Origin of the sequence: Cognatishimia sp. SS12, assembly GCF_028369055.1 — a bacterium.
In the GTDB taxonomy this organism is placed as follows: Bacteria; Pseudomonadota; Alphaproteobacteria; order Rhodobacterales; family Rhodobacteraceae; genus Cognatishimia.
Map to the genome: position 1 here is coordinate 220497 of NZ_JAQNCZ010000006.1, position 24028 is coordinate 244524.

General features: G+C 59.1%; 21 protein-coding genes. 17 read left to right on the plus strand and 4 right to left on the minus strand.

Annotation, left to right across the window (positions count from 1 at the left end):
* The 3 genes from N6L24_RS14500 to N6L24_RS14510 all read left to right on the plus strand — a co-directional run bounded on the left by N6L24_RS14500 (position 1) and on the right by N6L24_RS14510 (position 3185).
* A complete protein-coding gene (locus tag N6L24_RS14500; protein WP_271845416.1) occupies positions 1 to 1422 on the plus strand; it encodes a hypothetical protein in 1422 nt (473 codons plus the stop codon).
* Positions 1423 to 1736: 314 nt separating this feature from the next.
* Positions 1737 to 2690, plus strand: coding sequence for a hypothetical protein (locus N6L24_RS14505; RefSeq protein WP_271845417.1), 954 nt, complete (start codon positions 1737 to 1739; stop codon positions 2688 to 2690).
* Between the two features lie 3 nt (positions 2691 to 2693).
* Positions 2694 to 3185 carry a hypothetical protein gene (locus N6L24_RS14510; protein WP_271845418.1) on the plus strand — a complete coding sequence of 164 codons (492 nt, stop codon included), beginning with the start codon at positions 2694 to 2696 and terminating at the stop codon, positions 3183 to 3185.
* A gap of 72 nt (positions 3186 to 3257) precedes the next feature.
* On the opposite strand, the gene N6L24_RS14515 is transcribed toward N6L24_RS14510, so the two are convergent.
* The 4 genes from N6L24_RS14515 to N6L24_RS14530 form a co-directional block, all read right to left on the minus strand.
* Positions 3258 to 3554, minus strand: a complete 297-nt coding sequence (locus N6L24_RS14515; RefSeq protein ID WP_271845419.1) for a hypothetical protein — start codon at positions 3552 to 3554, stop codon at positions 3258 to 3260.
* A 205-nt stretch (positions 3555 to 3759) separates the two neighbouring features.
* Positions 3760 to 4326, minus strand: coding sequence for a hypothetical protein (locus N6L24_RS14520; RefSeq protein WP_271845420.1), 567 nt, complete (start codon positions 4324 to 4326; stop codon positions 3760 to 3762).
* Positions 4323 to 6092 carry a hypothetical protein gene (locus N6L24_RS14525; protein ID WP_271845421.1) on the minus strand — a complete coding sequence of 590 codons (1770 nt, stop codon included), beginning with the start codon at positions 6090 to 6092 and terminating at the stop codon, positions 4323 to 4325. Before N6L24_RS14525 ends, N6L24_RS14520 begins: the two co-directional genes overlap by 4 nt.
* Positions 6089 to 8395 carry a glycosyltransferase gene (locus N6L24_RS14530; protein WP_271845422.1) on the minus strand — a complete coding sequence of 769 codons (2307 nt, stop codon included), beginning with the start codon at positions 8393 to 8395 and terminating at the stop codon, positions 6089 to 6091. The genes N6L24_RS14525 and N6L24_RS14530 overlap by 4 nt, the downstream gene beginning before the upstream one ends.
* 80 nt (positions 8396 to 8475) lie before the next feature.
* Here N6L24_RS14530 and N6L24_RS14535 point away from each other — a divergent pair, with 80 nt between their 5' ends.
* The 14 genes from N6L24_RS14535 to N6L24_RS14600 all read left to right on the plus strand — a co-directional run bounded on the left by N6L24_RS14535 (position 8476) and on the right by N6L24_RS14600 (position 24009).
* Positions 8476 to 9888 carry a hypothetical protein gene (locus tag N6L24_RS14535; RefSeq protein WP_271845423.1) on the plus strand — a complete coding sequence of 471 codons (1413 nt, stop codon included), beginning with the start codon at positions 8476 to 8478 and terminating at the stop codon, positions 9886 to 9888.
* Positions 9885 to 10526 (plus strand): class I SAM-dependent methyltransferase, encoded by a 642-nt coding sequence (locus tag N6L24_RS14540; protein WP_271845424.1) that lies wholly within the window; start codon positions 9885 to 9887, stop codon positions 10524 to 10526. Before N6L24_RS14535 ends, N6L24_RS14540 begins: the two co-directional genes overlap by 4 nt.
* Before the next feature lie 151 nt (positions 10527 to 10677).
* Positions 10678 to 12237, plus strand: a complete 1560-nt coding sequence (locus tag N6L24_RS14545; protein WP_271845425.1) for an ABC transporter substrate-binding protein — start codon at positions 10678 to 10680, stop codon at positions 12235 to 12237.
* Between the two features lie 131 nt (positions 12238 to 12368).
* Positions 12369 to 13349, plus strand: a complete 981-nt coding sequence (locus N6L24_RS14550; protein WP_271845426.1) for an ABC transporter permease — start codon at positions 12369 to 12371, stop codon at positions 13347 to 13349.
* Between the two features lies 1 nt (position 13350).
* Positions 13351 to 14295 carry an ABC transporter permease gene (locus N6L24_RS14555; protein WP_271845427.1) on the plus strand — a complete coding sequence of 315 codons (945 nt, stop codon included), beginning with the start codon at positions 13351 to 13353 and terminating at the stop codon, positions 14293 to 14295.
* Between the two features lie 4 nt (positions 14296 to 14299).
* On the plus strand, positions 14300 to 15295 hold the full coding sequence (locus N6L24_RS14560; RefSeq protein ID WP_271845428.1) for an ABC transporter ATP-binding protein: 996 nt from the start codon (positions 14300 to 14302) through the stop codon (positions 15293 to 15295).
* Positions 15292 to 16335 carry an ABC transporter ATP-binding protein gene (locus N6L24_RS14565; RefSeq protein ID WP_271845429.1) on the plus strand — a complete coding sequence of 348 codons (1044 nt, stop codon included), beginning with the start codon at positions 15292 to 15294 and terminating at the stop codon, positions 16333 to 16335. Before N6L24_RS14560 ends, N6L24_RS14565 begins: the two co-directional genes overlap by 4 nt.
* Positions 16336 to 16351: 16 nt before the next feature.
* Positions 16352 to 17290 carry a LysR family transcriptional regulator gene (locus tag N6L24_RS14570; protein WP_271845430.1) on the plus strand — a complete coding sequence of 313 codons (939 nt, stop codon included), beginning with the start codon at positions 16352 to 16354 and terminating at the stop codon, positions 17288 to 17290.
* Positions 17291 to 17421: 131 nt separating this feature from the next.
* Complete coding sequence (locus N6L24_RS14575) at positions 17422 to 18405, plus strand: KpsF/GutQ family sugar-phosphate isomerase (RefSeq protein WP_271845431.1); 984 nt, start codon at positions 17422 to 17424, stop codon at positions 18403 to 18405.
* Entirely contained in the window at positions 18402 to 19193 is a 792-nt protein-coding gene (locus N6L24_RS14580; RefSeq protein WP_271845432.1) for a 3-deoxy-manno-octulosonate cytidylyltransferase, read from the plus strand. The genes N6L24_RS14575 and N6L24_RS14580 overlap by 4 nt, the downstream gene beginning before the upstream one ends.
* The gene (gene kdsA / locus N6L24_RS14585; protein WP_271845433.1) at positions 19193 to 20038 is read left to right on the plus strand and encodes a 3-deoxy-8-phosphooctulonate synthase; all 846 of its coding nucleotides are present in this window, start codon (positions 19193 to 19195) and stop codon (positions 20036 to 20038) included. The genes N6L24_RS14580 and kdsA overlap by 1 nt, the downstream gene beginning before the upstream one ends.
* Positions 20039 to 20135: 97 nt before the next feature.
* Positions 20136 to 21194, plus strand: a complete 1059-nt coding sequence (locus tag N6L24_RS14590) for a DUF2793 domain-containing protein (protein WP_271845434.1) — start codon at positions 20136 to 20138, stop codon at positions 21192 to 21194.
* Between the two features lie 186 nt (positions 21195 to 21380).
* Complete coding sequence (locus N6L24_RS14595) at positions 21381 to 22517, plus strand: 2-methylaconitate cis-trans isomerase PrpF family protein (protein ID WP_271845435.1); 1137 nt, start codon at positions 21381 to 21383, stop codon at positions 22515 to 22517.
* Between the two features lie 94 nt (positions 22518 to 22611).
* Entirely contained in the window at positions 22612 to 24009 is a 1398-nt protein-coding gene (locus tag N6L24_RS14600) for a phosphomannomutase (protein WP_271845436.1), read from the plus strand.
* The last annotated feature ends 19 nt before the right edge of the window (positions 24010 to 24028 follow it).

The following is a 24028-nucleotide window of genomic DNA, read 5'->3' on the forward strand; positions in this document are numbered from 1 at the left end:
ATGCTGCGCTGTCTCGCAATCTTATCACTGCTGTCCTTTTTGGGCGCCGCGCCTGATTTGGCGGCCCAAACGGCCGAAAATGCCAAGGCGCTTTATGAACGCGCTGAAGTGCTGCGCAAATCCGCGCGCAGTAACGCTGACCTGCGCGAGGCGCTGAAACTGCAACAGGATCTGCTGGCGCAGGGCAGCAACCGCTCGCAATTGCGGATTGCGCAGTTGCATTTTGCCCTGGGTGAAAAGGACCTTGCGCGCACCGCCTTCGAAGCGGCCGCCGAAAGTGGCAGCGCCTCTGCCCGCATGTCGCTGGCAAAATATCATGCCACCGGCGGTTTCGGCGCCAGTTCCGATCCGGAGAAGGGCATTGCAATGTTGACCGCCCTGGCCGAGGGGCCCAACCCGGCGCGGGCGCAGATGACGCTGGCCGATTTATATATGGAGGGCGTTGGCGGCACACCCAATGAGGCCATTGCACTTTACCAGGCCGCCGCCACGGCCGGCGAGGCGCGGGCCTCTGCAAAATTGGGCAGCGCCTATTTGCGCGGCAATGGCACAACGCAGGATATGACCGCTGCCGCTGATGCGCTGAATACGGCGGTGTCTGGCGGATATGAAGCGGCGCTGCTGCATTTGGCTGAGGCGCAGATTGCGCTTGGCCGGGGGGCTGATGCGGCACAGAGTTTGCAAAAAGCGGTCGACTTGGGTCTGAAAGGCGCAGAGGCCAAGCAGGCACTGGCGCATTACGAAGGCAAATTGGGCGCAAGTTCGGATCGCACACTTGGCGAACGTGGTCTTTTGCAAATGGCGACTGCGGGCAACACCAGCGCCGCCAATATCGTGTTGCGCAACCATGAGCGCCGCTCGACCCGGATGGGCGGTGCTGATGTGCCGGCGATTGTCGCCGCCTTGGAAGACCGGATGGCACAAGGGGACGCGCGGGCAACGCACATACTGGCGCGTGCTTATCGAGAATTGCGCCGCTTTATTCCCGGTGCCAGCGCCAAACATGCGGCATTGGTGGCGGATCACCTGCAAAACCTGCCGGAAAAAGACCGCTATGCAGAAATTGTCACCGCGCGCTATGACCTTGCCAATCACGGCAAATCGCGCCGCGCGCTGACCGAAGAGCTCGAAGCGGTCAGTGGCCCAGCCTTTGTCTCCGCTGCCATGCGGATGCGCGGCATTGAGCGCACGTCATATGTCTATCTGATGCAGTCCGAACTGAAAGCGCTGGGGGCCTATCCCGGCAGTGTATCGGGCAAGCTGACCCAGCGCACCATTGATGCGATGTTCGATTTCTGCCGGGCCGAAGGGATCTTTGAGACCTGCAAACACGGGCCAGTGACCTATGACAGCGCCTTGCTGATGGCACAAGCTGTGGCTGAGCGGAAGAAAGAACGACTCGCTGGCGCAGCGGAGAACTAAACCTCTTCTCTAGATCGAAACATCAGTTTTATCTGTTGCATTTTAGCACAGCTAGCAGGAGCCACTATATATAGAGGCTCCTGCCTTTTTTTTGCCGTATTTAGAAGCGCAGCGAGATTTGGCCCATCACCCGAACGATTAATAACCTAAATACTTTCCAAAAATTGCCCATAATCCGTTATTTTTAAAGGAGAAAATAGAACTGGCTAAACCCGCTGTAGACCGTAGTTTGCAGCCCGAATAGCGAGTGCAGGGAGGGAAATATGTCAATATTAAGGAGAACGGCCCTCGCTATTGTCGCCGCGACACCCATTATGTCGACGACAGCGACAACCGGCGAGGCTCAGGGATTATCGCAGATTGATAGTGAGTTGCGACAGCACATTGATTTTCGCGCATTGCTGTTTCGGGCATGCCTCGGCGAACATGAATGCACCGTCGGTGATATCACGCTGCGCGCCTTGCGGCTGAACGACGATAACGAAAGCTGGCGCCAGGCCACGATCTACTGGGATCCGATTGACGGTATCGGTGTGCAAAACGGGGCCCAGAACGACGAGATCGATTTTGACGAACGGCTGGAAATTCGCTTTGCTTCGGCACAGACCGTCGCCAAGGTTTGGTATAGCGATCTGTTCCATTCAGAAGATCGCCGCTACGGGTCGTTTGCAACGGACCGTGTTGAGGGCGAACCAGAGGATGCCGAAATTGCCGGCATGACGATGATCGCCGCGGGACAGGAAATCAACACAGATACCTATTCGGCGCAGGACCGCCTGCCATGGGCTCCCTTTAATCAGGAAGTCTCGGCCCGGTTCGAAGAGAATGGGGATTTGCGGCGTCGGGTGATCATTCAGGATGATCTGGTGACAGTGCTTGCCCCAAGTGGCACCGGCGATCAGGAAGATCTGCTGTTGCAGAATGAAATCGGCAAAATTGACAAAGAGAAAAAGGCCATTTTCGAAGGCACCGAAACCTTCGAAATTGATTTGGCCGGAATTTTGACAGAGTTCCACGGCACCAATCTCTTTGCGTTTGGCACCAATAACTATGAACAGGTGCAAAGCGTCGCCGACAATGAGACCGAGTTGAACAACCTGCGTCTTGTGGCTGAACGCAAGCGTCAAACGATTCAGATGTCCAACGGGGAGGTTGGCGTAGACCTGAGCGACGCAACGGGTCTGGATGGTCTGGATTTCTTCGCGCCCTTTGATGCCAGCAACGATTTTTCAATCGCCGGCATTGTCCTGGCAGATCAGGAGGGTTGAGCGATGAAAATCAGAAACAAACTCAAACTGATGTCCTCGGTCGTAAAGGGGCTGATTATCGGGTCGATCGCGGTGACACGCGCCTCGGCTGTGATGGCCCCGCCAGCCAATGAGGGGTTCGATCAGTTCGCCGCCAATTGGGACAAGCTGCGTCAGGAGCTGGACAACAGCCAGACGCAAATGCCCCTGCGCGATGAGTTGATGGATATTCTGTCGCTGAGCGATCTGGACGCGGATCTGGATTTTGCGGTGCGCAGTTCCTATGCCATCGCCTTGCCGGAAGAAATCGCCTCGCTTGATTCCCATTGGGTCGATCTGATGGTGTCTCAGGGCAGCTCTGCGCAGATGGGCCAATATCTTGCCCTGCGCGCATCGCTTGATGTGCCGATCCCGCAAGGGGATGGCTCCGCGCTCGACAGTTGGCTTTGGAAAGCCTGGGGTGGCGGCGGCGGCGGGGGTGATTGCGACGGCGGTGGCTCAGGTGGTCACGACTAAACCACCTGACTCAAGTCACCACACGCGGGAGGGGATGCCCGCGCCCAATCACCGCTTTGGCTTTGCGATCGCTTAGAGCGATTGCAAAGTCGAAGTTAGCCGGACCTGGCCCTTGCCCGTTGCGGCAAGACAGGCCAGGTTCCGCTCTGGCAGCGTCACCACGATGGACCATGTTTCCGCATTCGGGGATGCAAAGACTTCCAGCACATGATTGTTCCGGCTGACGGTGTTGGCCACCGGCGCTTCGCCGAATTGATCTGCAAGACGTGCTGTGACGTGATCTCTGTCAGCACATGTAGCGGCAGATGCGCCACTGACCGCTACCATTGGTATGCACAGAGACAGTACTCCGAGGAGTTTCAGTTTCATACTCTAGCCCTCAATTTCCGCTCTTGTTTGACCTGCATTCAGGTTTGTTGTCGAAAACAACATAATTCGATTATGCCTGAGAGGGATTTAAAAAACGTTTCTGCCCTCGTCACGCAGAAAATGTGGCAAGACTATGGCAGGCGGATTTTGGCCAGTTTCGGTCAAAAACCTGCCTGTTGCCGCTGCGGTCCATCGAAAAACCGATTTACACTTTCGGCGCGCGCCAGATCTCGCGGCCTGTGATCAGGTCGCGAATCTGCTGCATCTCGTACCGGAGCTTCAGCCGTTGCGCCGCGATCAGCGGATTTTCTGTGGCGATATAGTCATAGGTGAACTCATATCGCCCAAGGAATGGAATCGGCCGCATCGTTGTGCACAGAAAAACAAAGCGGGCGAAGGGCTGCTGGTAGTGTTGCTTCAGCAGTGCGGCAAGCGCGTGCTGCAAGGCCATAAGGTCCGCGCTGCGCACCAGCACGCCGATCACCGGCAGGGCTTCGGGGGTTTCGACCCAGGCGGTTTTGCCCAGGGTGACATTCAGCGCAACGGCGCGTGCCCGCTGGGGCATGTCGTTGAGGTCGGGCAGGCGCAGCGGCTCTGCGTGCCCCGTCGCTTCGATGGTCAAATCCAGGTCGAACAGACCCGGAGTTTCAAGTTCCTTGGCCAGAAGCTGATACTCAAGCTGCGCCAGACGTGGCCCCATGGCCTCCGCATCGCGGGTCAGGCGGCGCAGCAATGCAGGCGCGCTCAGGTGGGTATCATCATTCTGGGTCATGTTGTCCATTCCGGCTGCACGACCGCGTATCGCTGACAAATCGCTGAAATGTGGCGGGCAAACTCTGCGCCGTCCAGCGATTGGTCCGGGCGTGTCTCATAGGTTTGCCCCGCTTGCACCTCGGCCATGAAGGCGGCAATCTGGCCTTTCATCTCACTTTGCTGATCGGCCAGTACAATCGAGGCCCAGCCCTGATCGGCAGCAAATTGTGCGCGCGCCACCTGATCGTCCATGCGGATATGATTGGTGGGCGCAAACATCACCGGGCCGGTATATTCCAGCATCAGTTCATGAAAACTGTTGTAGCCCGTCGCGGTGATAACCCCATCAATGCCTGCCAGATAGCGCGATAAAGGAAACAGCCGGCGCACAGGCGTATCGCTGTCACGCGGGGGCGGGGCCAACGGGGACTGCGCCCAGATCAACGTCACCCCATGTGCCTTGGCCTCGGCAATAATTTCAGCTTCAATCGCGTCCCAATCGCCAAACGCCCCGCCGAGCGAGACCAGACAATGTTTGCCCCACCCCAGCTGCATGCGTTTTTTGGCCTCGCGCCGGGAAAACTTGCTTTGGGTGCGCGAAAACGCGACCGGCTGCGTGGTGATCTTGCTGCTGAACCCGCGTAAATACGGCTGGCGTGTGCGGGTCGCGCCGCGGTCAACCGAAACGGCAAAATCGCCCGGTTCAAGGATCAGGTCACAATATTGCGCGTTCTCCAGAAACGCGGGGTCGGCATCCGGGCGCATCATGCCGCGCAACACCCAGACAAAGGCGGTGCGCCCGCATCCTGGATGGCGCAGGCCGCGAAACACAAACGGGTCAATGACCGCACCGTCATATGACACCACATCGGGCTTGATGTGCTGAATCGCGCGGGCAAATTCCGCGCTTTCCCAGTCGCGCCAAGCTGGGGGATGTGCCTTGAGGTGCTGCGCGGTTTGCCGCAGTACAATTTGAAAGCCAGCCGCTTGCAGAATTTCCGCAGCGCGGGAAAAACACCAAAAAATCACATCGGCCTTGCGGTGCTGTTTAAGGGCCGTCGCCAGCGCCATCATGCGCGTGATATGCCCCAAGCCGACGCCATTGGGCACCACCGCAAGCCAGCGCAGGGGCCGATCCTCTGGGCGCAACTCCGGGCGCGGCAGACGGGTGCCATTGGCCAACGCCACCAGATCCTGCATATCAACGTCCTGCGGATCCCGTGCAATCAGCTGCGCCAGACAGCGCAGCCGCGCCCAATGCAGCGCATCGCGTTCAATCCGGCGACTTTCGCGCAGGTCGTTGAATTCAATCGAAAAAGTGCTCTGGGCCTCGTTCCGATCCACAGGAAAGCGCGGCACGTCGTCATACACCGGCCTTAGGTCAGGCCAGGCGCGCAGCGCTGGGAATTGCGGGCGCAGCGCCTCAGTGGCGGCAGGGGTCAGGGCCGCAAGGGTCAGATGCGGCGCGGCAGACCTGGCGAGCGCGGCGGCCAGCATGTCAAGGCCGGCTGCCCAATCTGCGGCGCTGCCATGGCCGCCGTGACGACGCAGGAGGATTTGGCATGGGATATTCAATGCTTGCAACGCGGGCAGATGCGCCAAGGCATGGCCCTGACTAAGGACAATCAATTCATCCACCATCTCGGCGTCGCGCGCCGGATCAGACACCAGATAAAATATGTGATCGGACCGCTCCGGCTGCTCTTCGATGAGCTGCGCGGCCGGGTCGGCCCCATCCCCTAAAATACCAACGCGCCAAGGCAGCGCTGCGCGATCAAAACTCATGCTGTGCTCCTCCTGTGCAGAGGATGGGCGGTTCCGGTATAGGCCTTCAGGCAGGCCTGCGCGAGGGTTTCGGGGGCAAAATGCGTGCGGACAAACCCATGTCGTGGCTGTGGGTCAGCAGCGCGCGCAGCCGGCAGCCAAGCGGCCAGAGCGTCAGCAGCCTCTGTCGCGCTGATGTCTGCATCCATGACCAAGGCGCTGGCATCGCCGCGGGTCTGCACGGCCTCGCGCACACCGCCGACATCGCAGGCTGCCACCGGCAGACCGCAGGCCTGCGCTTCGAGCAGAACGTTTGGCAGGCCTTCGACCCGGGACATCAGCAGGAGTATATCGAGATCACCGTAAAGCGCGCGCGGGTCGGAGGCCCCGGTTGTGATCATGAGGTCTTTGAATCCCAGCTGGGCAGCATGCGCGATGATCTGATCGCGCAAGGGGCCATCGCCATAAATTTGCGGCGCGATCTGAAGGCCATGGGTGTCACGAAGGGCCGCAAGCGTCTCAAGCCAGAGCAGCGGGCGCTTGTTGGTGGCAAGACGGAACACCCCACCCACCCGCAGTGGGCCCTGGTGCGGTTTCCGGCGTTTGATCTGTTCAAAGATCGGGGCAAAATTGTCGATATTTACTGCATTGCGCAGCACGTCAACGGTGCCGGCATCACAGCCCAGCCAAGCCTCATAATCAGCGGCGGCGGGGCCTGCGTTGGCGGTCAGCGTGACATTTGGCAGTCTCGCCCAACTTTGCAGAAGCGGTTTGAAGAGCGTCAGACCCCGATCCTGCCGGGTATGGGGGGCCATGTTGCGCATGCTCAGGACCACACGTTCGGTTCCCGAAAGCTCTGCCACCAGACCTGCCGCGGCGGCAGAGCGGTCCTGCCAGCCATGAATCACATCCGGTCGCAGATCCTGGCATAGATGCCAGAGCTGACGTGCATCTTGTTGCAAACCGGCAGGCAGCGCCCCGACGACGCGCGCGATACGCTGCGGCAGATGTGGGTTGGCGATCTGCAGTTGGCTGAGGTTATGTATGCTCACGTCCAGCGCCATGAGATCCGGCAAAAAATGATCGCGCGCCCGGTCCGCATCCAGATTAAAAAGCGCGACGTCGATCTGGGATTTGGGCAACCCGGCGTCCAACAGCGCCCGGACCAGCGCCACGAATTGGCGTTCAGCGCCCCCCGCCTTCAGAGAGGAGTTCACCAACAGAATGCGCCCGGCGGTTTGGCGCGGGGCAGGCCAACCTGCGGGCCGCTCGGGCAGGTGCATGAAATCTCGCAGCGGCAACATGCAAGCGGGGCTGCGCAGAGCGGCGGCCTCTTGGAAATTTGCCGGAAGCGGCAAGCCAAGCTCTTCGCCAAAGCGGCTTGCGTCCAGAACCGCCTTTGCACGCTCACTCAACGTCACGCGCTGCCGCCGTAACCACAGCACAAGGCCGAAATAGCCGGCTTGCAGCAGCAAATCACCCACTGCCTTGCCTTCGGCATAGCTGACCGCATCGCTATTACCGGCGTTTTCGGACACATATTGGCTAACGGCGAGCGCCATATCTTCTTGGCCGGTCAGCAGCGCCAGCTGCAACCTTGCGTCCAAGGGCAACTCAAGGCAGGCCAGCTCTGCGGCAAGGGCGCCCGCGGCGGCGCTGTCTTCGCGCTTTAAGGACAGTGAAAGCAGCTTAAAGAGCGCATCGCTTCGATACCGCTCTGATGTATCGGCCACCTCGCGCCAAAGGCGCAGGGCCGTGTCCGGTGCGCCCTTTTGTTCGGCAATTCTGGCGTCACGCATGGTGAAGCGGATGTCATCGGGAAAGGTCGCGCGGGCCTGCGCATTCAATGCAACCGACCGATCAATTTCATCCGCGAAACGCAAGAGATCCACAGCCGCGATGGCATGGGCGGGGGAATTCAATTCAATATTTTGCGTCAGGCGCAGCGCGGTGGCGCGGCTGGTGCGCAGCTTGCCACCTGAGGTCCTGCGGCTCGCGGCCAGCATATGGGCGCGTGTCAGATACTCCAGCGCCTCTGGCTGCGTGGGCAGGGCCCCGAAATGGCTTTCCAGTACATAGATACAGGCTTCGGCGTCCTCGGCCTCCAGGTAATAAGCCCCTTCATCCAAGGCGAGCGGATCGCTGAGCAGGCCCGCCTGCCAAAGTGTTTCGCGCACGCGGTGCGCCAGATCGTCATGCCCGGCCAGCGCGGCCTGTCGGGCGACATATTCCCACAGCCCCGGTGCATCCTCGGCCGATAGGCCCGATCCGGTCAGCAAAACGTGGGCGGCGGAAAAACGTTCTTTATGGCAAAGGGCCGTCACTTGGCGCCGAACTTGCGCGAAATGATGCAATAAATTACCCTGATCCATAAGTTACCAGTCACTAGCAAGGCAGTTTGAGTATGCAGGCCGCCCACAATGTTGACAAGACATCCGTGCAGGCCCTGCCTGAACAGCCGCGTATGATGGGCAATGCCGATGTCGCGCTGATCTTGCAAATTCTGGAAAAATGCCCGCCTGATGCCTGTTTGATAGAGTTCGGCTCATGGCTCGGCGGGGTCAGTCGACTGCTTGCTGAGCATGGCAGATTGCATGTCGTTGATCATTTCATCTGGTCTGATCTGAATGCATCGGCGCACCCCGACCTGTTGGCACCGGGGGCCTCGTTTCGTCCGATGTTTGAGGTGTATTTGAGTGCGGCGGGCCAAGCCGCAACCGTGCATGAATGCGAATTTGAAGCGTTTGAATGGACGGGCGGCGCGCTGGATTTCTGTCTGATTGATGGTCCGCGTGACCTACCGACGCTCTGGGCTTGTCTGCGTCAGGTGCAGGCCGATCTGAAACCGGACAGCCACCTGCTGATCAAACATGGGCTGAATCCCGCGCGGCTGGATTTGATGTGTTGGGTGGGCCGGCTTTTGCAGGACGGGGTGGCGCGGTTGGTCCAAACCGGGCAGCCACGCTGGTGCAATATCGCGGTGCTGACACCCGGGCCAAACTGGGGGGATTTGCCCGCCTATTTGCAAGAGTCCGCGCAGGGTGGGGCGCTCGCCTTGGTGGATGACCCCTGGGGCGGCAAAGGGTTTGCGCTCGTGCAATTGGCGCGCAGATTGCGCGACGACCGGGCGCGCGCCGCCTTTCAAGGCCTAGCGGCTCTGCCGCGCAATGCGGCCCACATCCGTGATTGGGATGTGATGGAACATCAGCTTGATCTTCCTGCCGAGGTCCAAATGAACACGGCCATTTTTGCCGAACTCCTGAGTTTTCAGAACAGCCAGTCTGACATGAAATGTGCGCGCCCGGTGGATCAGAGCCTAACTTGGGCGTTGCGCGGGTTCTGGGCGACGCAAAGCCAGCGCGCGGACGGCTGGAGCTTTGAGCCGAACCTGTTGGCACAGGCATTTGCGGCAGGCGACATGGCGCTGCCGGCCTTGCTTGGCGCAGACTGCCTCGGCCAAGATATTGTTGAAATTGGCCGCGACCTTGGTATGTCCGGCGCCGGTTTTCTGGCCGCGGGGGCCAAAAGCTATACCGGCTTTGAACTGGGCGCGCTGGGTGAGGGGGCGCGGGACACGGCGGCGGGCTTTGCCTCTGTCAGCTACCATTCTGCGCTGACACCGCCGCAGGACATGCCGCCGATTGACCTGATTCTGCTGCGCGATGTGGGGGCGGATCACAGTTTGGTGGCACCGCTGCTGACGCGATTGGCCCCGAAAGGCGCAAACGTGCCTGAGATTATTCATCTAGAGGACGGTAAATTGCGGGCTGTGCGCAGTCAGCGCACAGCACATTGGAAGCGGGAGAAGGCCAGATGACAACGATAGAGACCGTCGACACGCTATTGGCCGATCTGCCTTACATGAACCGCGCCCGCGCAGAGCTGTTGCGGGATATCTTTGCCGAGAACGATGTGAAAGATGTGCTGGAGATCGGGTTCTATCACGGCAAGAGCAGCGCCTTTATTGCCGCCATTTTGGAAGAACAGGACGCTGGGCATCTGACCACAGTAGATCTGGCGACGGCGCGCAACAACACGCCAAACATAGAAGAGGTGCTTAACAAGACCGATCTGAGCCACCGGGTCACGCCTCTGTTTGCGCATCGTTCCTACACTTGGGATCTGCAGCGATTGATCAGTGCCCGCCCGCGCCCGCAATTTGATTTTTGCTATTTCGACGGTGGTCATACCTGGGACAGCACCGGCTTTGGGGTGCTGCTGGTGGATATGCTACTTCGACCTGGGGGGCTGCTGTTGTTGGACGACATGGATTGGTCGATTTCAACGTCGGCCTACTACGAGCGGACCCCGCATTTGACCAAGAAATATGACGCGGATGAACAGGCCGCATTGCCCGTGCGCCGCGTCTGGGATCTGATCCTGCCGCACCTTGGGTATGAGCGCATTCGGGAATACCCCGCATATCAATATGGGCTGGCGCGCAAAGCGTTTTGACGGCACGCCGCCAGATCAATCTATTATTTATCATTTAAAACTATGGCTTTAGCCCCCCATACGTCTTGCGCATGGGCCTATGCAAAACCGGCATTTGAACAATGATTTTTCAGGTGAATACTGAACCTAATAAAACAGAGAGGGTATATTCATGACAAAATTTACTGCTGGCGTGGCGACCGCTGCGCTGATCGCAGCCTTATCCAGCGCTGCTTACGCTGAAACCACTGTGCGCGTCGCCTACGACGCGGATCCGGTTTCGATGGACCCCTATGAACAACTGTCGGGCGGCACGCTGCAGCTGAACCACATGGTGTTCGATCCGCTGGTGCGCTGGACCAAGGATCTGCAATTCGAAGCGCGCCTGGCCGAAAGCTGGGAGCAGATTGACGAAACCACGATGCGCTTCAAACTGCGCGAAGGTGTCAAATTCCACAGCGGCAATGATTTTACCGCCAAGGACATCGACTGGACCTTTGATCGCATCAAGCAATCCGACGACTTCAAGGGCATCTTTGCCCCCTTCGTCGACGTCGAAGTTGTTGATGACTACACTGTCGATCTGAAGACCTCCGAACCCTTCCCGCTGGTGCTGCACACCGCGACCTACATCTTTGCGATGGACAGCGCGTATTATAGCGGGCAGACCGACGATGGCAAAGACAAGGCTGAGATCGTCAAGCACGGCGACAGCTTTGCATCGCGCAATATCTCTGGCACCGGCCCGTTCACCGTGACCGAGCGCGAACAGGGCGTGCGCGTCGTCTTTGACCGCAATGACAGCTATTGGGACACAGAGTCCGAAGGCAATGTCGATGAGATTGTCCTGACCCCCATCAAAGAAGACCCAACCCGCGTCGCGGCGTTGCTGTCAGGGGATGTTGATTTCATCGCGCCCGTGCCGCCGACTGATCTGGATCGCGTCGAAAAAGCCGACGGCGTCAACCTGATCACCATGCCGGGTACGCGCATCATCACATTCCAAATGAACCAGGATCGTGTCGAAGCCTTCAAAGATGCCCGTGTGCGTCAGGCGATTGATTACGCGGTGAACAACGCCGGTATCGTGGATCGGATCATGCGTGGTTTTGGCACCGTTGCGGCGCAGGCCTCCCCCGAAGGATATCTGGGTTATGATGCGTCTTTGACGCCGCGCTATGATCTGGAAAAAGCCAAAGCCTTGATGGAAGAGGCGGGATATGCGGATGGGTTCTCCATCACTATGATGGCGCCCAACAACCGTTATGTGAACGATGACCGTATCGCGCAGGCCGTGGCCTCCATGCTGTCGCAGATCAATATCACCGTTGATTTGCAGACCATGCCCAAAGCGCAATACTGGCCAAAGTTTGATGAACGCGCCGCGGACATGATGATGATTGGCTGGCATGCGGATACGGAAGATTCCGCGAACTTCCACCAATTCCTCAGCGCTTGCCCAGATTCAGACAGCGGCAATGGCCAGTACAACTCTGGCGCCTATTGTAACGCGGAAGCGGATGCGCTGATGGATGTGGCCAATACAGAGACCGATCCGGCCAAACGCGCCGAAGCGCTGCAAAAGCTGGAAGGCATGCTCTATGCGGAGGCGGCCTTTATCCCGCTGCATTGGCAGAACCTGGCATGGGGTGCCAAAGACAACATGAACGCAGAAGACATCGTGAATGCGCTGAACTTCCCTTACTTCGGCGATCTGGTCGTTTCTGAATAATGCCCCGTTGGACCGGGCTGGCGCATTCGTGCTGGCCCGGACCATTTTCCCTGATGTATAACCTCTGAAATCTTTCAGGGCGGTGCCATCGCCGATGGCCTGCGCAGGCCTTTCGAAATTGGGTGAGGACTATGTTTGCCTATCTCGTGAAACGAGTTTTTCAGGCGATAGCGGTGATGTTTGTCATTTCGCTGATCGCATTCGCCATCCAAGGCAATCTGGGGGATCCTCTCCGAGAGCTGGTGGGGCAATCGGTGTCCGAAGAAGTGCGCCAGCAACTGCGCGAGGAACTGGGACTGAACGACAGTTTCCTGCAGCAGTATCTGCGATTTGCTGGCAATGCCCTGCAGGGCGATTTGGGCACCTCCTATTTTTTCAAGGAACCCGCGTTGGACGTGATCCTGAAAAAACTGCCCGCGACACTGGAGCTGGTGTTTGGCGCGACGCTGATCATTATCGGCCTTTCGGTGCCGCTGGGTGTCTATACGGCGATCAAACCGAATGCGCTGCTGTCCAAGATCATCATGGGCCTGTCGATTGTTGGCATTTCGATCCCGGTTTTTCTGACCGCGATCCTGATGATCTTTGTCTTTTCCGTGGAACTGGGCTGGCTGCCAAGTTTCGGGCGTGGCGATATCGTGCCTGTTTGGGGCTATTGGGAAACCAATTTCCTGACGGCGGATGGCTGGGCCCATATTATTCTGCCGTCCATCGCGCTGGCATCGATCATGCTGCCCCTGTTTGTGCGCCTGATCCGCGCTGAGATGATGGAAGTGCTCCAAAGCGAATATGTCCGCTATGCGACGGCCAAGGGCATCCGGCCCTGGCGCATATACTTTGTGCATGCGCTCAAGAACACGTTGCTGCCGGTGATCACCGTGGGTGGCGTTCAGATCGGCACCATGGTGGCCTACACCATTCTGACGGAAACCGTGTTTCAGTGGCCGGGCATGGGCTTTATGTTTCTTGAGGCGGTAAACCGCGTCGATACCCCGCTGATTGTGGCGTATCTGATTGTGGTGGGCTTTATCTTTGTTGTGACCAACACCATCGTCGATTTGATCTATGGCCTCGTGAATCCCACCGTGAACATCGCCCGGATGGGAGCCTGATATGTCTGATCTCTCTCACGCGCCTGCCCCAAGCCGTCTGCAAAAGGTCATGGACAGCACCATGATGTACAGCTTTCGCCGCAATCCGGTGGCGGTGGCCAGCTTGGCGGTCTTTCTTGTCATTGCGGTCTTATCCTTCCTGGCACCCCTGATCGCGCCCTATGACCCCTATGATCCGGCGTCGATTGACCTGATGAATTCAGAATACCCGCCTGCTTGGGTCAACGGCGCGCTGCCAGAATTTGTGCTGGGCACGGATGATCAGGGGCGCGATTTGCTCTCCACGATCCTCTATGGCACGCGCCTGTCGATCATCATTGGTCTTTGCGCTGTGGCGTTGCAGGCGTTTTTGGGCATCACCATCGGTCTGGTGGCGGGCTATGTGGGCGGGCGCACCGATAGTTTGCTGATGCGTATGGCGGATATCCAGCTGTCATTTTCCACGCTGATGGTGGCGATCATCTTCCTTGCGGTGACGCAGGCGCTGTTTGGGTCGGAAACCTTCAATCGTTATGCGGTGTTTTTCCTGATCGCGGTGATTGGCGTGGCCGAATGGCCGCAATATGCCCGCACCGTGCGCGCCACTGTTCTGGCCGAAAAGAAGAAAGAATACATCGACAGCGCGCGTGTGCTGGGCTTTGGCCCGCTGCGCATTATGATCCGGCATATCCTGCCAAACTCGCTGTCGCCGATCTTTGTGATTTCCACCGTACAGGTGGCCAACGCGATCATTTCCGAGGCGTCGCTGTCCTTCTTGGGTCTTGGCATGCCCCCGAGCCAGCCGTCGCTGGGCTCTCTGATCTCTGCCGGCTTTGACTACATCTATTCAGGCAGTTGGTGGATCACGGTCATTCCGGGCATCGTGCTTGTGGTGCTGGTGCTTGTCATCAATCTCTTGGGCGATTGGGTGCGCGATGTGCTCAACCCGAAACTCTACAAAGGGTAAGGCCATGTCTCTGTTATCTGTCCGGGATTTGACCGTAAAATTCGCGATGCGTGACCAGACCGTCACGGCGCTCAACAGCATTTCCTTTGATCTGGCCAAAGGCGAGCGGCTAGGCATCGTCGGGGAATCCGGCGCGGGCAAGTCGATCACAGGATTTTCGTTGATGAACCTGCTCAGCCGTCCGGGTTATATTGACAGCGGCCAGATCCTGTTTGACGGGCAGGATGTGGTGCAGATGTCGGAAAAAGCCCTGCGCAGCGTGCGTGGCAACCGCATGGCAATGATTTTCCAAGATCCGATGGTGACTCTGAACCCGGTGCTCACCATTGGTCAGCAGATGGTGGAAACGCTGCGCGCCCATCGCAAGCTGAGTGTCGAGGAAGCGCGGCAGATAGCGATCGTTAAGCTGCGCGAGGTCTATATTCCGTCTCCGGAAGAGCGGCTGGAGCAATACCCGCATGAATTGTCAGGCGGGATGCGGCAGCGGATCATCATCGCTATCGCCCTGCTTTTGGACCCGCAATTGATCATTGCGGACGAGCCGACCACTGCGCTGGATGTGACCATTCAGGCCGACATCATGGAATTGATGCTTGAGCTGTGCCAGTCCAATCAGGTCGGGTTGATCCTGATCACCCACGATCTGGGTGTTGTCAGCCAGATGACCGAGCGCACGCTGGTTATGTATGCCGGGCGCATCATCGAAAGTGGCAGCACCCGGTCGATCATCAACGATCCGCAGCATCCTTATACGCAGGGTCTGATCAATGCGCTGCCGCAGCAGACGTTGCCGGGCCATCAGCTTCGGCAAATTCCGGGGAACATGCCAACCTTGGCGCAGGTCCCGCCGGGCTGCGCCTTTAACCCGCGCTGTGAATTTGCCACCGACACCTGTCGCAGCCAGATCCCGAAAATCAGCCAATATGGGGATGTCGAAGTGGCCTGCCATGAAGTGCATCGCTTGCAGACAGAACCGGCCCGAGAAGAGGAACAGGCATGAAAGACCTAAGCAGTGCCGGCCCCTTGCTGGATATCCAGAACCTTGAAAAGAAATTCGACCTCGACAAGGGTTTTCTGGAGACCCTGAAGCTGCGCGGCGGGCGGCTGATCCGCGAAACCCGCGCCGTGCATGCGGTGAACAATGTCACTTTGGATGTGCACAAAGGCGAAGCGGTCTGTGTCGTCGGAGAATCTGGCTGCGGCAAATCCACTGTTGCGCGCATGGTGGCGGGGCTTTTGGCACCGACCCATGGCGAAATCCACTATGCGGGGCAGCGGATCGACAATCTTTCGCGGCATGCCATGCGCCCCTTGCGCAAAAAGATCCAGATGATCTTTCAAAACCCCTATGCCTCGCTCAACCCGCGCATGACCATCCTTGAAGCGCTGGAAGAGCCTGTCCGCCATCACAATCCGCGCTATAGCAATGCCGAGGTGCGCGACCGTGTCGCCGAGGTCATGCGCTCGGTCGGGGTGGACCCGGCTTGGGCCAAGCGTTATCCGCATGAATTTTCCGGCGGCCAGCGCCAGCGGATCGCCATTGCGCGCGCTTTGACCGTCGATCCCGAATTTATCGTCGCCGACGAACCGATCAGCGCGCTGGATGTGTCCATTCAGGCGCAGGTGCTGAACCTGATGCTGGAGGCTAAGGAAAGTCGCGGGCTCACCTATCTGTTCATCACCCATGATCTGAGCGTGGTCGAGCATTTTGGCACCCGCGTTGTGGTGCTGTATCTGGGGTCAATTTGCGAAGTTGCCGACACGGCAACCTTGTTTTCCAATCCAAAGCACCCTTACACTAAGGCTCTGTTGTCGGCTGTGCCGCAGCTCAAGGATGATCGGCCCAATCATATTCGCCTCAAAGGTGAAATTCCGACGCCGATCAACCTGCCAAAAGGTTGCCCGTTCCGATCGCGCTGCGCTTTTGCAAACAAGCGTTGTGACGAAGAAAAGCCCAAGACCATTCAGCAACCAGACGGCAGCCTTGTTGCTTGCCACGCCGTCGAAGAAGATCGGCTGGACACGGCGGCATCGGTCTAGGTAGCGGATCAGCAATTTGGAATTTAACTGGCTCAAAGATTTTGAAACCCTTGCGGCGTGCCGGAATTTTTCCCGCGCGGCGGAAGAGCGTCATGTCAGCCAACCGGCGTTTTCCCGGCGTATCCGTGCGCTGGAAAACGCGGTAGGGGTGCAGCTGATCAACCGCGAAACCCTGCCGCTGTCGCTGACCCCGGCGGGCAATGTTTTTGCGACGCAGGCGCGCATGATGTTGCAGATGCTGGATGAAACGGTCGAGCGGTGCCAAAGTATTGATGCAGCGGGTGAAAATGTTGTGCGTTTTGCGGCGTCTCAATCGCTGTATACCACCTATTACAAAAACCGAATTGCGCCGCTTTTGCCTGAAAGCGGGCTCTCCATTGACCTCAACTCCTCCAGCTGGCCCGCCGAAAAATTCGTCAGCACGCTGCAGCAGGGGCATTGTGATGTCATCCTGACCTATTACCACCCGTCGATGTCCTATCTCGCGCCGCTTGAGATGACGCAGTTTGATTATCTCACCCTTTACGAAGATGATTTCCTGCCGGTGGTCAAGGCGGATGCCACTGGGGCCCCATTGTTTACGCTGGACAGCAACGACAAACAGCGCGTGCCCCTTTTGGCCTATAACAGTGCCTCGGCGTTCCGGCCTGTGGTCGATGATCTGCTGCACACGCATCTTGCGGCGTCCAAAACCTTGATGGTCAGCCAGAATGCGCTCGCCAATTCGGTCAAAGCTTTGATCCTAGAAGGCTTTGGCTTGGGCTGGTTGCCGCTGCGTCTGTGCGAAAAGGAATTGGAAAGCGGCCAGTTGGTCCGTGTGCCAGGCGAGTCTTTGGCGACCACACTCAAGGTGCGGGTCTATTGCCGTCGCGAAAACACCAAACCGCCCTTGCGGGTGCTGTGGCGCGGCCTGCAGGACGCGGCCCAGACCGACTCTGTCAAGACAGTTGGCTAGTCAAGGCACTGTCGCCGGGGGCAGGCTGGCCGGACGAAAGTCTTTGCGATGCGCAGATGATGCCTATATGTAGCGAGGCAAGCTCTGCGCAGGTGGTGCGCAGTCGGAATAAGACCAAAGGTAAACTGTCGATGTCTGCACAAGATACCCCGTTGTCCCCTGCGCCGCGCGATGCCGTCGCTGTTGCGCGCGATGTGCTGGTGAAAGAGGCGGCAGCCTTGGCCACGATGGCAGAAGAGCTGCCGGCCGATTTTGAAGCCGCCGTTGCGCGTATCCTTTCGGTCAAAGGCCGGGTGGTTGTCTCAGGTGTTGGTAAATCCGGTCACATTGGCCGCAAATTGGCCGCCACCTTGGCCAGTACCGGCACGCCGTGCTATTTTGTGCACGGCGCCGAGGCGAGCCATGGCGATTTGGGGATGGTCACGCCCGACGATATCTGCATTCTGATTTCCAATTCTGGCGAAACCGCTGAGCTGCGCGACATCACGCTCTTTACCCGCCGGTTCAACATCCCGATGATTGCGATATCTTCAAAGCCGGACAGCACCTTGATGCAGGCCGCGGATTACAAACTGAACCTGCCGCAAATCCCCGAGGTCTGCGCCATCGGCAAAGCGCCGACCACCTCCACGACGCTGACCTTGGCGCTTGGCGATGCGCTGTCGGTCGCGGTGATGGAGCAGCGCGGTTTTAGCGCGGATCAGTTTCAGGTCTTTCATCCAGGCGGTAAGCTTGGCAGCCAGCTCAGCAAGGTCGCCCAGCTGATGCATGGGGCCGAGCGTCTGCCCGTGGTGCGCAGCGATGACAGCATGCCCGAAGTGCTGCTGACCATGACATCCAAAGGATTTGGTGTCGCCCTGGTGGTCGAAGGCGGCAAGTTGACTGGCGTGATCTCTGATGGCGACTTGCGCCGCAATATGGCGACGTTAATGAACAAAACTGCGGGTGAAATCGCCAGCCCCGATCCAGTGACCGTTGGGCCCGAAATGCTGTCGGCCCAGGCGCTCGCCATTCTGAATGAGCGCAAAATCGGCGCGCTGGCCGTGACCGATGCCGCCGGTGCCCCTGTTGGCATTCTGCATATCCACGATCTTCTGCGCGCAGGTGTCGCATGAAAACAGTTGTCCTCATTCCGGCGCGCTATGCGTCCACCCGCTATCCTGGCAAACCGTTGGCCGAACTGACGCAGCCTGATGGCAGCAAGAAAAGCCTGATCCGCATGAGCTGGGAAGCCGCGATGCAGGTCAAGGGCGTCGATGCGGTCTATGTCGCCACGGATGATGACCGTATCAAAGCCGCCGCCGAAGCCTTCGGCGCCAAGGTCATCATGACCGCGGAATCATGCGAAAACGGCACCGCGCGCTGCGCCGATGCTTTGGCCAAAGCAGATATTGAGGCGGACTTGATCGTCAACCTGCAAGGCGATGCGCCGCTGACACCCGCGTGGTTCATCGAAGATCTGATCGCCGCCATGCAGGCCGACCCAGAGGCGCAGGTGGCAACCCCGGTGCTGCAATGTGATCCGCTGACCTATGGCCATTTTGTCGAAGACCGCAAAGCGGGCCGCGTGGGCGGCACCACAGCGGTGTTCAACGCCAAGGGCCACGCACTTTATTTCTCTAAAGAAGTGCTGCCCTATATTGATGCCCACAAGGTGCCAGACAGCAATATTCCGGTTTACCACCACGTTGGTGTTTACGCCTATCGCCCCAGCGCCTTGGCCGCCTATACCAGCTGGCCGGTGAGTGAGCTAGAGACCCTCGAAGGGCTTGAGCAGCTGCGCTTTCTGGTCAATGACACCACCGTGCGCTGCGTGCTCGTCGAGGGCAAAGGCCGCGTCTTTTGGGAACTCAACAACCCCGAGGACGTGCCTCGGATTGAAAGCGTATTGAAGGATCTGTGATGGAACAGAAAATCGTAACAGTTGGCGATATTGCCATTGGCGGCAGCAACCCATTTGCGTTGATCACCGGCCCGTGCCAGCTTGAATCGCTGGACCATGCGCGCATGATGGCGGAAAAAATCGCCGAGGCCTGCGCGCCAACTGGCACGAAATTCATTTTCAAAGCCAGCTACGACAAAGCCAACCGCAGCTCCATCAGCACCAAACGCGGGCTTGGTATGGACGAAGGGTTGAAAATCCTTGGTCAGATCAAGGATGAATTTGGCTGCCCGATCCTGACAGACGTGCATGACGCCGGTCAATGTGCTGGCGCGGCTGAGGTCTGCGATGTCATCCAAATTCCGGCCTTTTTGTGCCGCCAGACCGATCTGTTGCTGGCCGCCGGTAACACCGGCGCGGCGATCAACGTCAAAAAGGGGCAGTTCCTTGCCCCATGGGATATGGGCAATGTTGCCGAGAAAATTGCCTCGACCGGCAATGAGCGGATCATGCTCTGCGATCGTGGCACCTCCTTTGGGTACAACACTTTGGTCAGCGATTTCCGTGGCCTGCCGACCATGGCCGCCACGGGCTATCCGGTGGTCTTTGACGCCACCCATTCGGTGCAACAACCGGGCGGGCAGGGCACTACATCTGGCGGGCAACGCGAATTTGCTCCGGTTTTGGCCCGCGCGGCCTGCGCGGTGGGTGTCTCGGCGCTCTTCATTGAAACCCATGAAGATCCGGACAATGCGCCGTCTGATGGGCCAAATATGATCCCGGTTGGCAAAATGGCCGAGGTCATTGGCCAACTGCGCGCGATCGATGATCTGACGAAATCGCAACCGAAAATCGACCTCAGCTAGTCAAGTGTTGCCAAGGGGTTAAGGCCGCCGCCTTTACGAGTCGCTGATCGTGCCGTTGTTAGTACCGGCAGGGTCAGCCATCGCGAAGGATCAGCCCATGCCCGATACGTCAGCCCGCCTTGATTTGCCTTTGATCGCCCCGGCGCAGGCGCAAAAACACGTGACCCACAACGAAGCGCTTTTGCTGCTGGATGGGGTTACGCAATTGGTTCTGACCAGCACCGAGGCCGAGATACCCCCCGCCGTCACCAGCGCCGGCGAATTGCATGCGCTTGGTGCCAACCCCAGCGGCGACTGGGCCGGGCAGGGCGGCCTGCTTGCGCAATGGCAGACCGATCACTGGCGCTTTATCGCGCCGCAGACCGGTTGGCGTGCCTGGGACCTCAGCGCGGGTCTCATGCGCCTTTATGACGGAACCGGCTGGCAGGCGCTGTTGCAAAACCTGCCGGGCGTCGGCATCGGCACCGCTTCTGATGCGACCAACCCCCTCTCTGTGTCCGGCGACGCAACCTTGCTGAGCCACGCGGGCAGTGACCATCAGTTGAAAATCAACAAGGCGGCTGACACAGACACGGCCGCGCTCCTGCTGCAATCAGGCTGGACGGGCCACGCCGAGATTGGCCTGACCGGCGATACCGATCTGCATGTCAAAGTTTCTGCCGACGGCAGCACCTGGGTAGAGGCGGTGATCGTCGATGCCAGCAGCGGGCATCTGTCGGGCGCGGCGGTGCAATCCAGTGCCAGTGACGTCACCCCCGGCAAGCTCGCCCGTGCTGATTATGCCTATGGCCCGGGCAATCTTCTGGGCAGCGTCAGCGAAAGCGGCGGTCTGCCCACCGGCGCGGTCATTGAACAGGGCAGCAATGCCAATGGTGAATACGTGCGATTTGCCGATGGCACGCAGATATGTACCGCCACGCTGTCGCTTGATATCAACCAGACTGCAGGTGCGCTCTTTTGGTCTGGTGCGCAGACGCAGGATTTTGCCATGCCCTTCGTGGCCGCGCCCCATGGCAGTGGCAGCCTGCAAAACACGGCACGCGGCTGGATCAATGCCCGTGCCAGCAGCAGTACAGCTTGGGCGGTTTCCGGGTTTTCATTTGAAACGCGCAGCGGCGATACTGCCGCCCTGATCGCCATAGGTCGCTGGTTCTGATCAGCCAATCAGCAGATCAGCCCGACCCGCGCGCGGAAATTGCCAGACGCCGTTTTCATCCCAAAACCACACGCCCGAGAACGTCGCAAATATTTCACTCGGGAGAACGCGCCTGTTGGGGCATTGGCACCGCCATTTGACACCGGATATCATCTCGCAAGATCGACGCACGCAAAGGCAGGCCACATGGCGCAACAAAGATTGAAAGCCGCATTTTATCGCGGTGGCACCTCTAAATCCGTGGTGTTTGATGGGCGCGACTTGCCGCAGGATCGCGCAGAACGGGATCGCATTTTCCTGCATGTTCTTGGCAGCCCGGACCCCTATGGGCGGCAGCTTGATGGGCTTGGGGGGGGGCTGTCGTCCCTCTCAAAAGTGGTGATCGTTGAACCCTCGACCCATGCCGAGGCTGATGTCGATTACACATTTGTGCAGATCGCCGTTGACGCCCCTGTTGCGGATTACGGGGCGATGTGTGGCAACATGTCCTCAGCCGTCGGGCCCTTTGCCGTTGATGAAGGCATGGTCACAGCCACCGGCACCGAGGCCACCGTGCGGGTGCGCAATACCAATACCAACAAGTTCTTTCATGCCCGCTTCCCGGTGAAAGACGGCAAAGCGGTTGAAAGCGGATCATTTGAAATCCCTGGGGTGGCCACATCCGGTGCCAAAGTTGCGCTAGAATTTCTGGCCCCCGGCGGTGCAAGCACAGGTATGCTTTTGCCCACCGGGCAGCCCCGCGATCATCTGGACGTAGCAGGGTTTGGCCGCTTTGAGGTATCGCTGATTGATGCGTCAAACCCCATGGTGTTCTTGCGTGCCAAAGATCTGGGTTGCGACGGCAGTGAAACGCCCGAAGCGCTTGATCGCAACACCGACGTGATGGCCGCGCTGGACGCCATCCGCCGCGCAGGCGGTGTGGCGATGGGCATGGCCGAAACGCCAGATAGCGTCAAACTTTCCAACCCGCGCGTTGCGCTTATCGCGCCGCCTGCCCCGTTTCAGGCGCTCGATGGGCGCACGTATGCGGCAGAGGACCATGATATCGCGGTGCGCCTCGTCTCGATGGGCAATGTGCACCGCGCCGTAACGCTCACCGGCGCAATGTGCATCGCGGTGGCCGCCGAAATTCCCGGATCGCTTGTCGCCGACATGACGCAATCTGCCGCCCGGCCCATCCGGTTGGGCAACCCCTCCGGCGTGTTGCCTGTCACCGCAGAGGTGACGCGCAACGGCGATGGGCTGCGCGCAGTCTCTGCCACCAGCTATCGCACCCAGCGGCGCATCATGGAAGGTCACGTGCTTTACCCCAAAGACCTCTAGACGCGGCTTTACTTTCAGCGTCAGTTTGCGCATGTCAGGGGCAGATTTACGGCGCCTGATCCTTGCGGCGCGACAAGCATGAAAGTGATTGGATATGGCTCCGAAATTTGGCACCAGCGGTCTGCGCGGCCTTGTGGTGGACCTGACAGATGATCTCGTCCAGCGGTATACAAAAGCGTTCCTACAAAGCTGCGACACCGGCGGCACGATCTATCTTGGCTGGGATCTGCGCCCCTCTTCCCCGGATATCGCCCGCGCCGTCCTGCAGGCCGCCAAGTCGCAGGATGTGCGGGTTATTGTTGCGGGCGCGGTGCCGACCCCGGCGCTGGCACTGGCCGCGGCGCAGGCGCAGACCGGCGCCATCATGATCACCGGCAGCCATATTCCAGCCGACCGCAACGGTCTAAAATTCTACACGTTGACCGGCGAAATCAGCAAAACGGATGAGGGCAATATTTTGGCGGGCCTGCCCACCGAAGCAATGCCGCCAGTGGGTGACGCCGTGCTGCCAGAGGCTGATTCGGGGGCGCTGAACGGGTATATGCAGCGTTACACCCGCGCGTATGGGCCCGAGGCGCTGTCAGATTTGCGCATAGGCGTTTACCAACATAGCTCTGTTGCGCGTGATGTGATGATGGAGATTGTCAGCGCTTTGGGCGGCACACCCGTGGCGCTGGGGCGCACCGAAACCTTCACCCCGGTGGATACCGAAGCGGTCGACCCCGAGACAAAAACCGCGCTGAAAAACTGGTGCGAGGCGCATCAGCTGGACGCGATCATTTCCACCGACGGGGATGCCGATCGCCCGATGGTTGCGGGCGCGGATGGTGCCGTGATCCTGGGCGACGTGCTGGGCGCGGTGACGGCGCAGGCGCTGGGGGCTGACACCATCTGCACCCCGGTCTCCTCCAACACCATGATTGCCGCCATGCCCGCCTTTCAGACCATCTCGCTGACGCGCATCGGCTCCCCTTATGTGATCGCCGCGATGGAGGCGGCGCTGGCCGCGAACCCGAGCGAAAAAGTGGTGGGATATGAGGCCAATGGCGGGTTTCTGCTGGGCTACACCGCTGCTGGCCCTGCCGGTCCGCTCGCCCCGCTGATGACCCGCGATTGCCTCTTGCCAATCCTCGCCTGCCTGTCGCTGGCGCGGCAGCAGGGCGGCCAATTGGCCGCAGTGACTGAAAGCCTGCCGCAGCGCTTTACTGCCGCCAACCGGCTGACGGAAATCCCGATGGAAGCCTCGGCCAAACTCATTGTAGAACTGACCCAAGATGTCAGCGCGCGCGCCGCTTTCTTTGACACGGGCGCTGCGGAAACCGCGCTTGATCTGACCGACGGGCTACGCGTCAGCTTCGCCAGCGACGAGGTGGTGCATCTGCGCCCCTCGGGGAACGCGCCGGAACTGCGCTGCTATGCCGAAGCGGGCAGTAAATTGCGGGCCGAAGACCTGGTGGCCAAACATCTATCAAAGTTAACGTCTATGATTTGAACTAGTTTTCGCGCGGGGC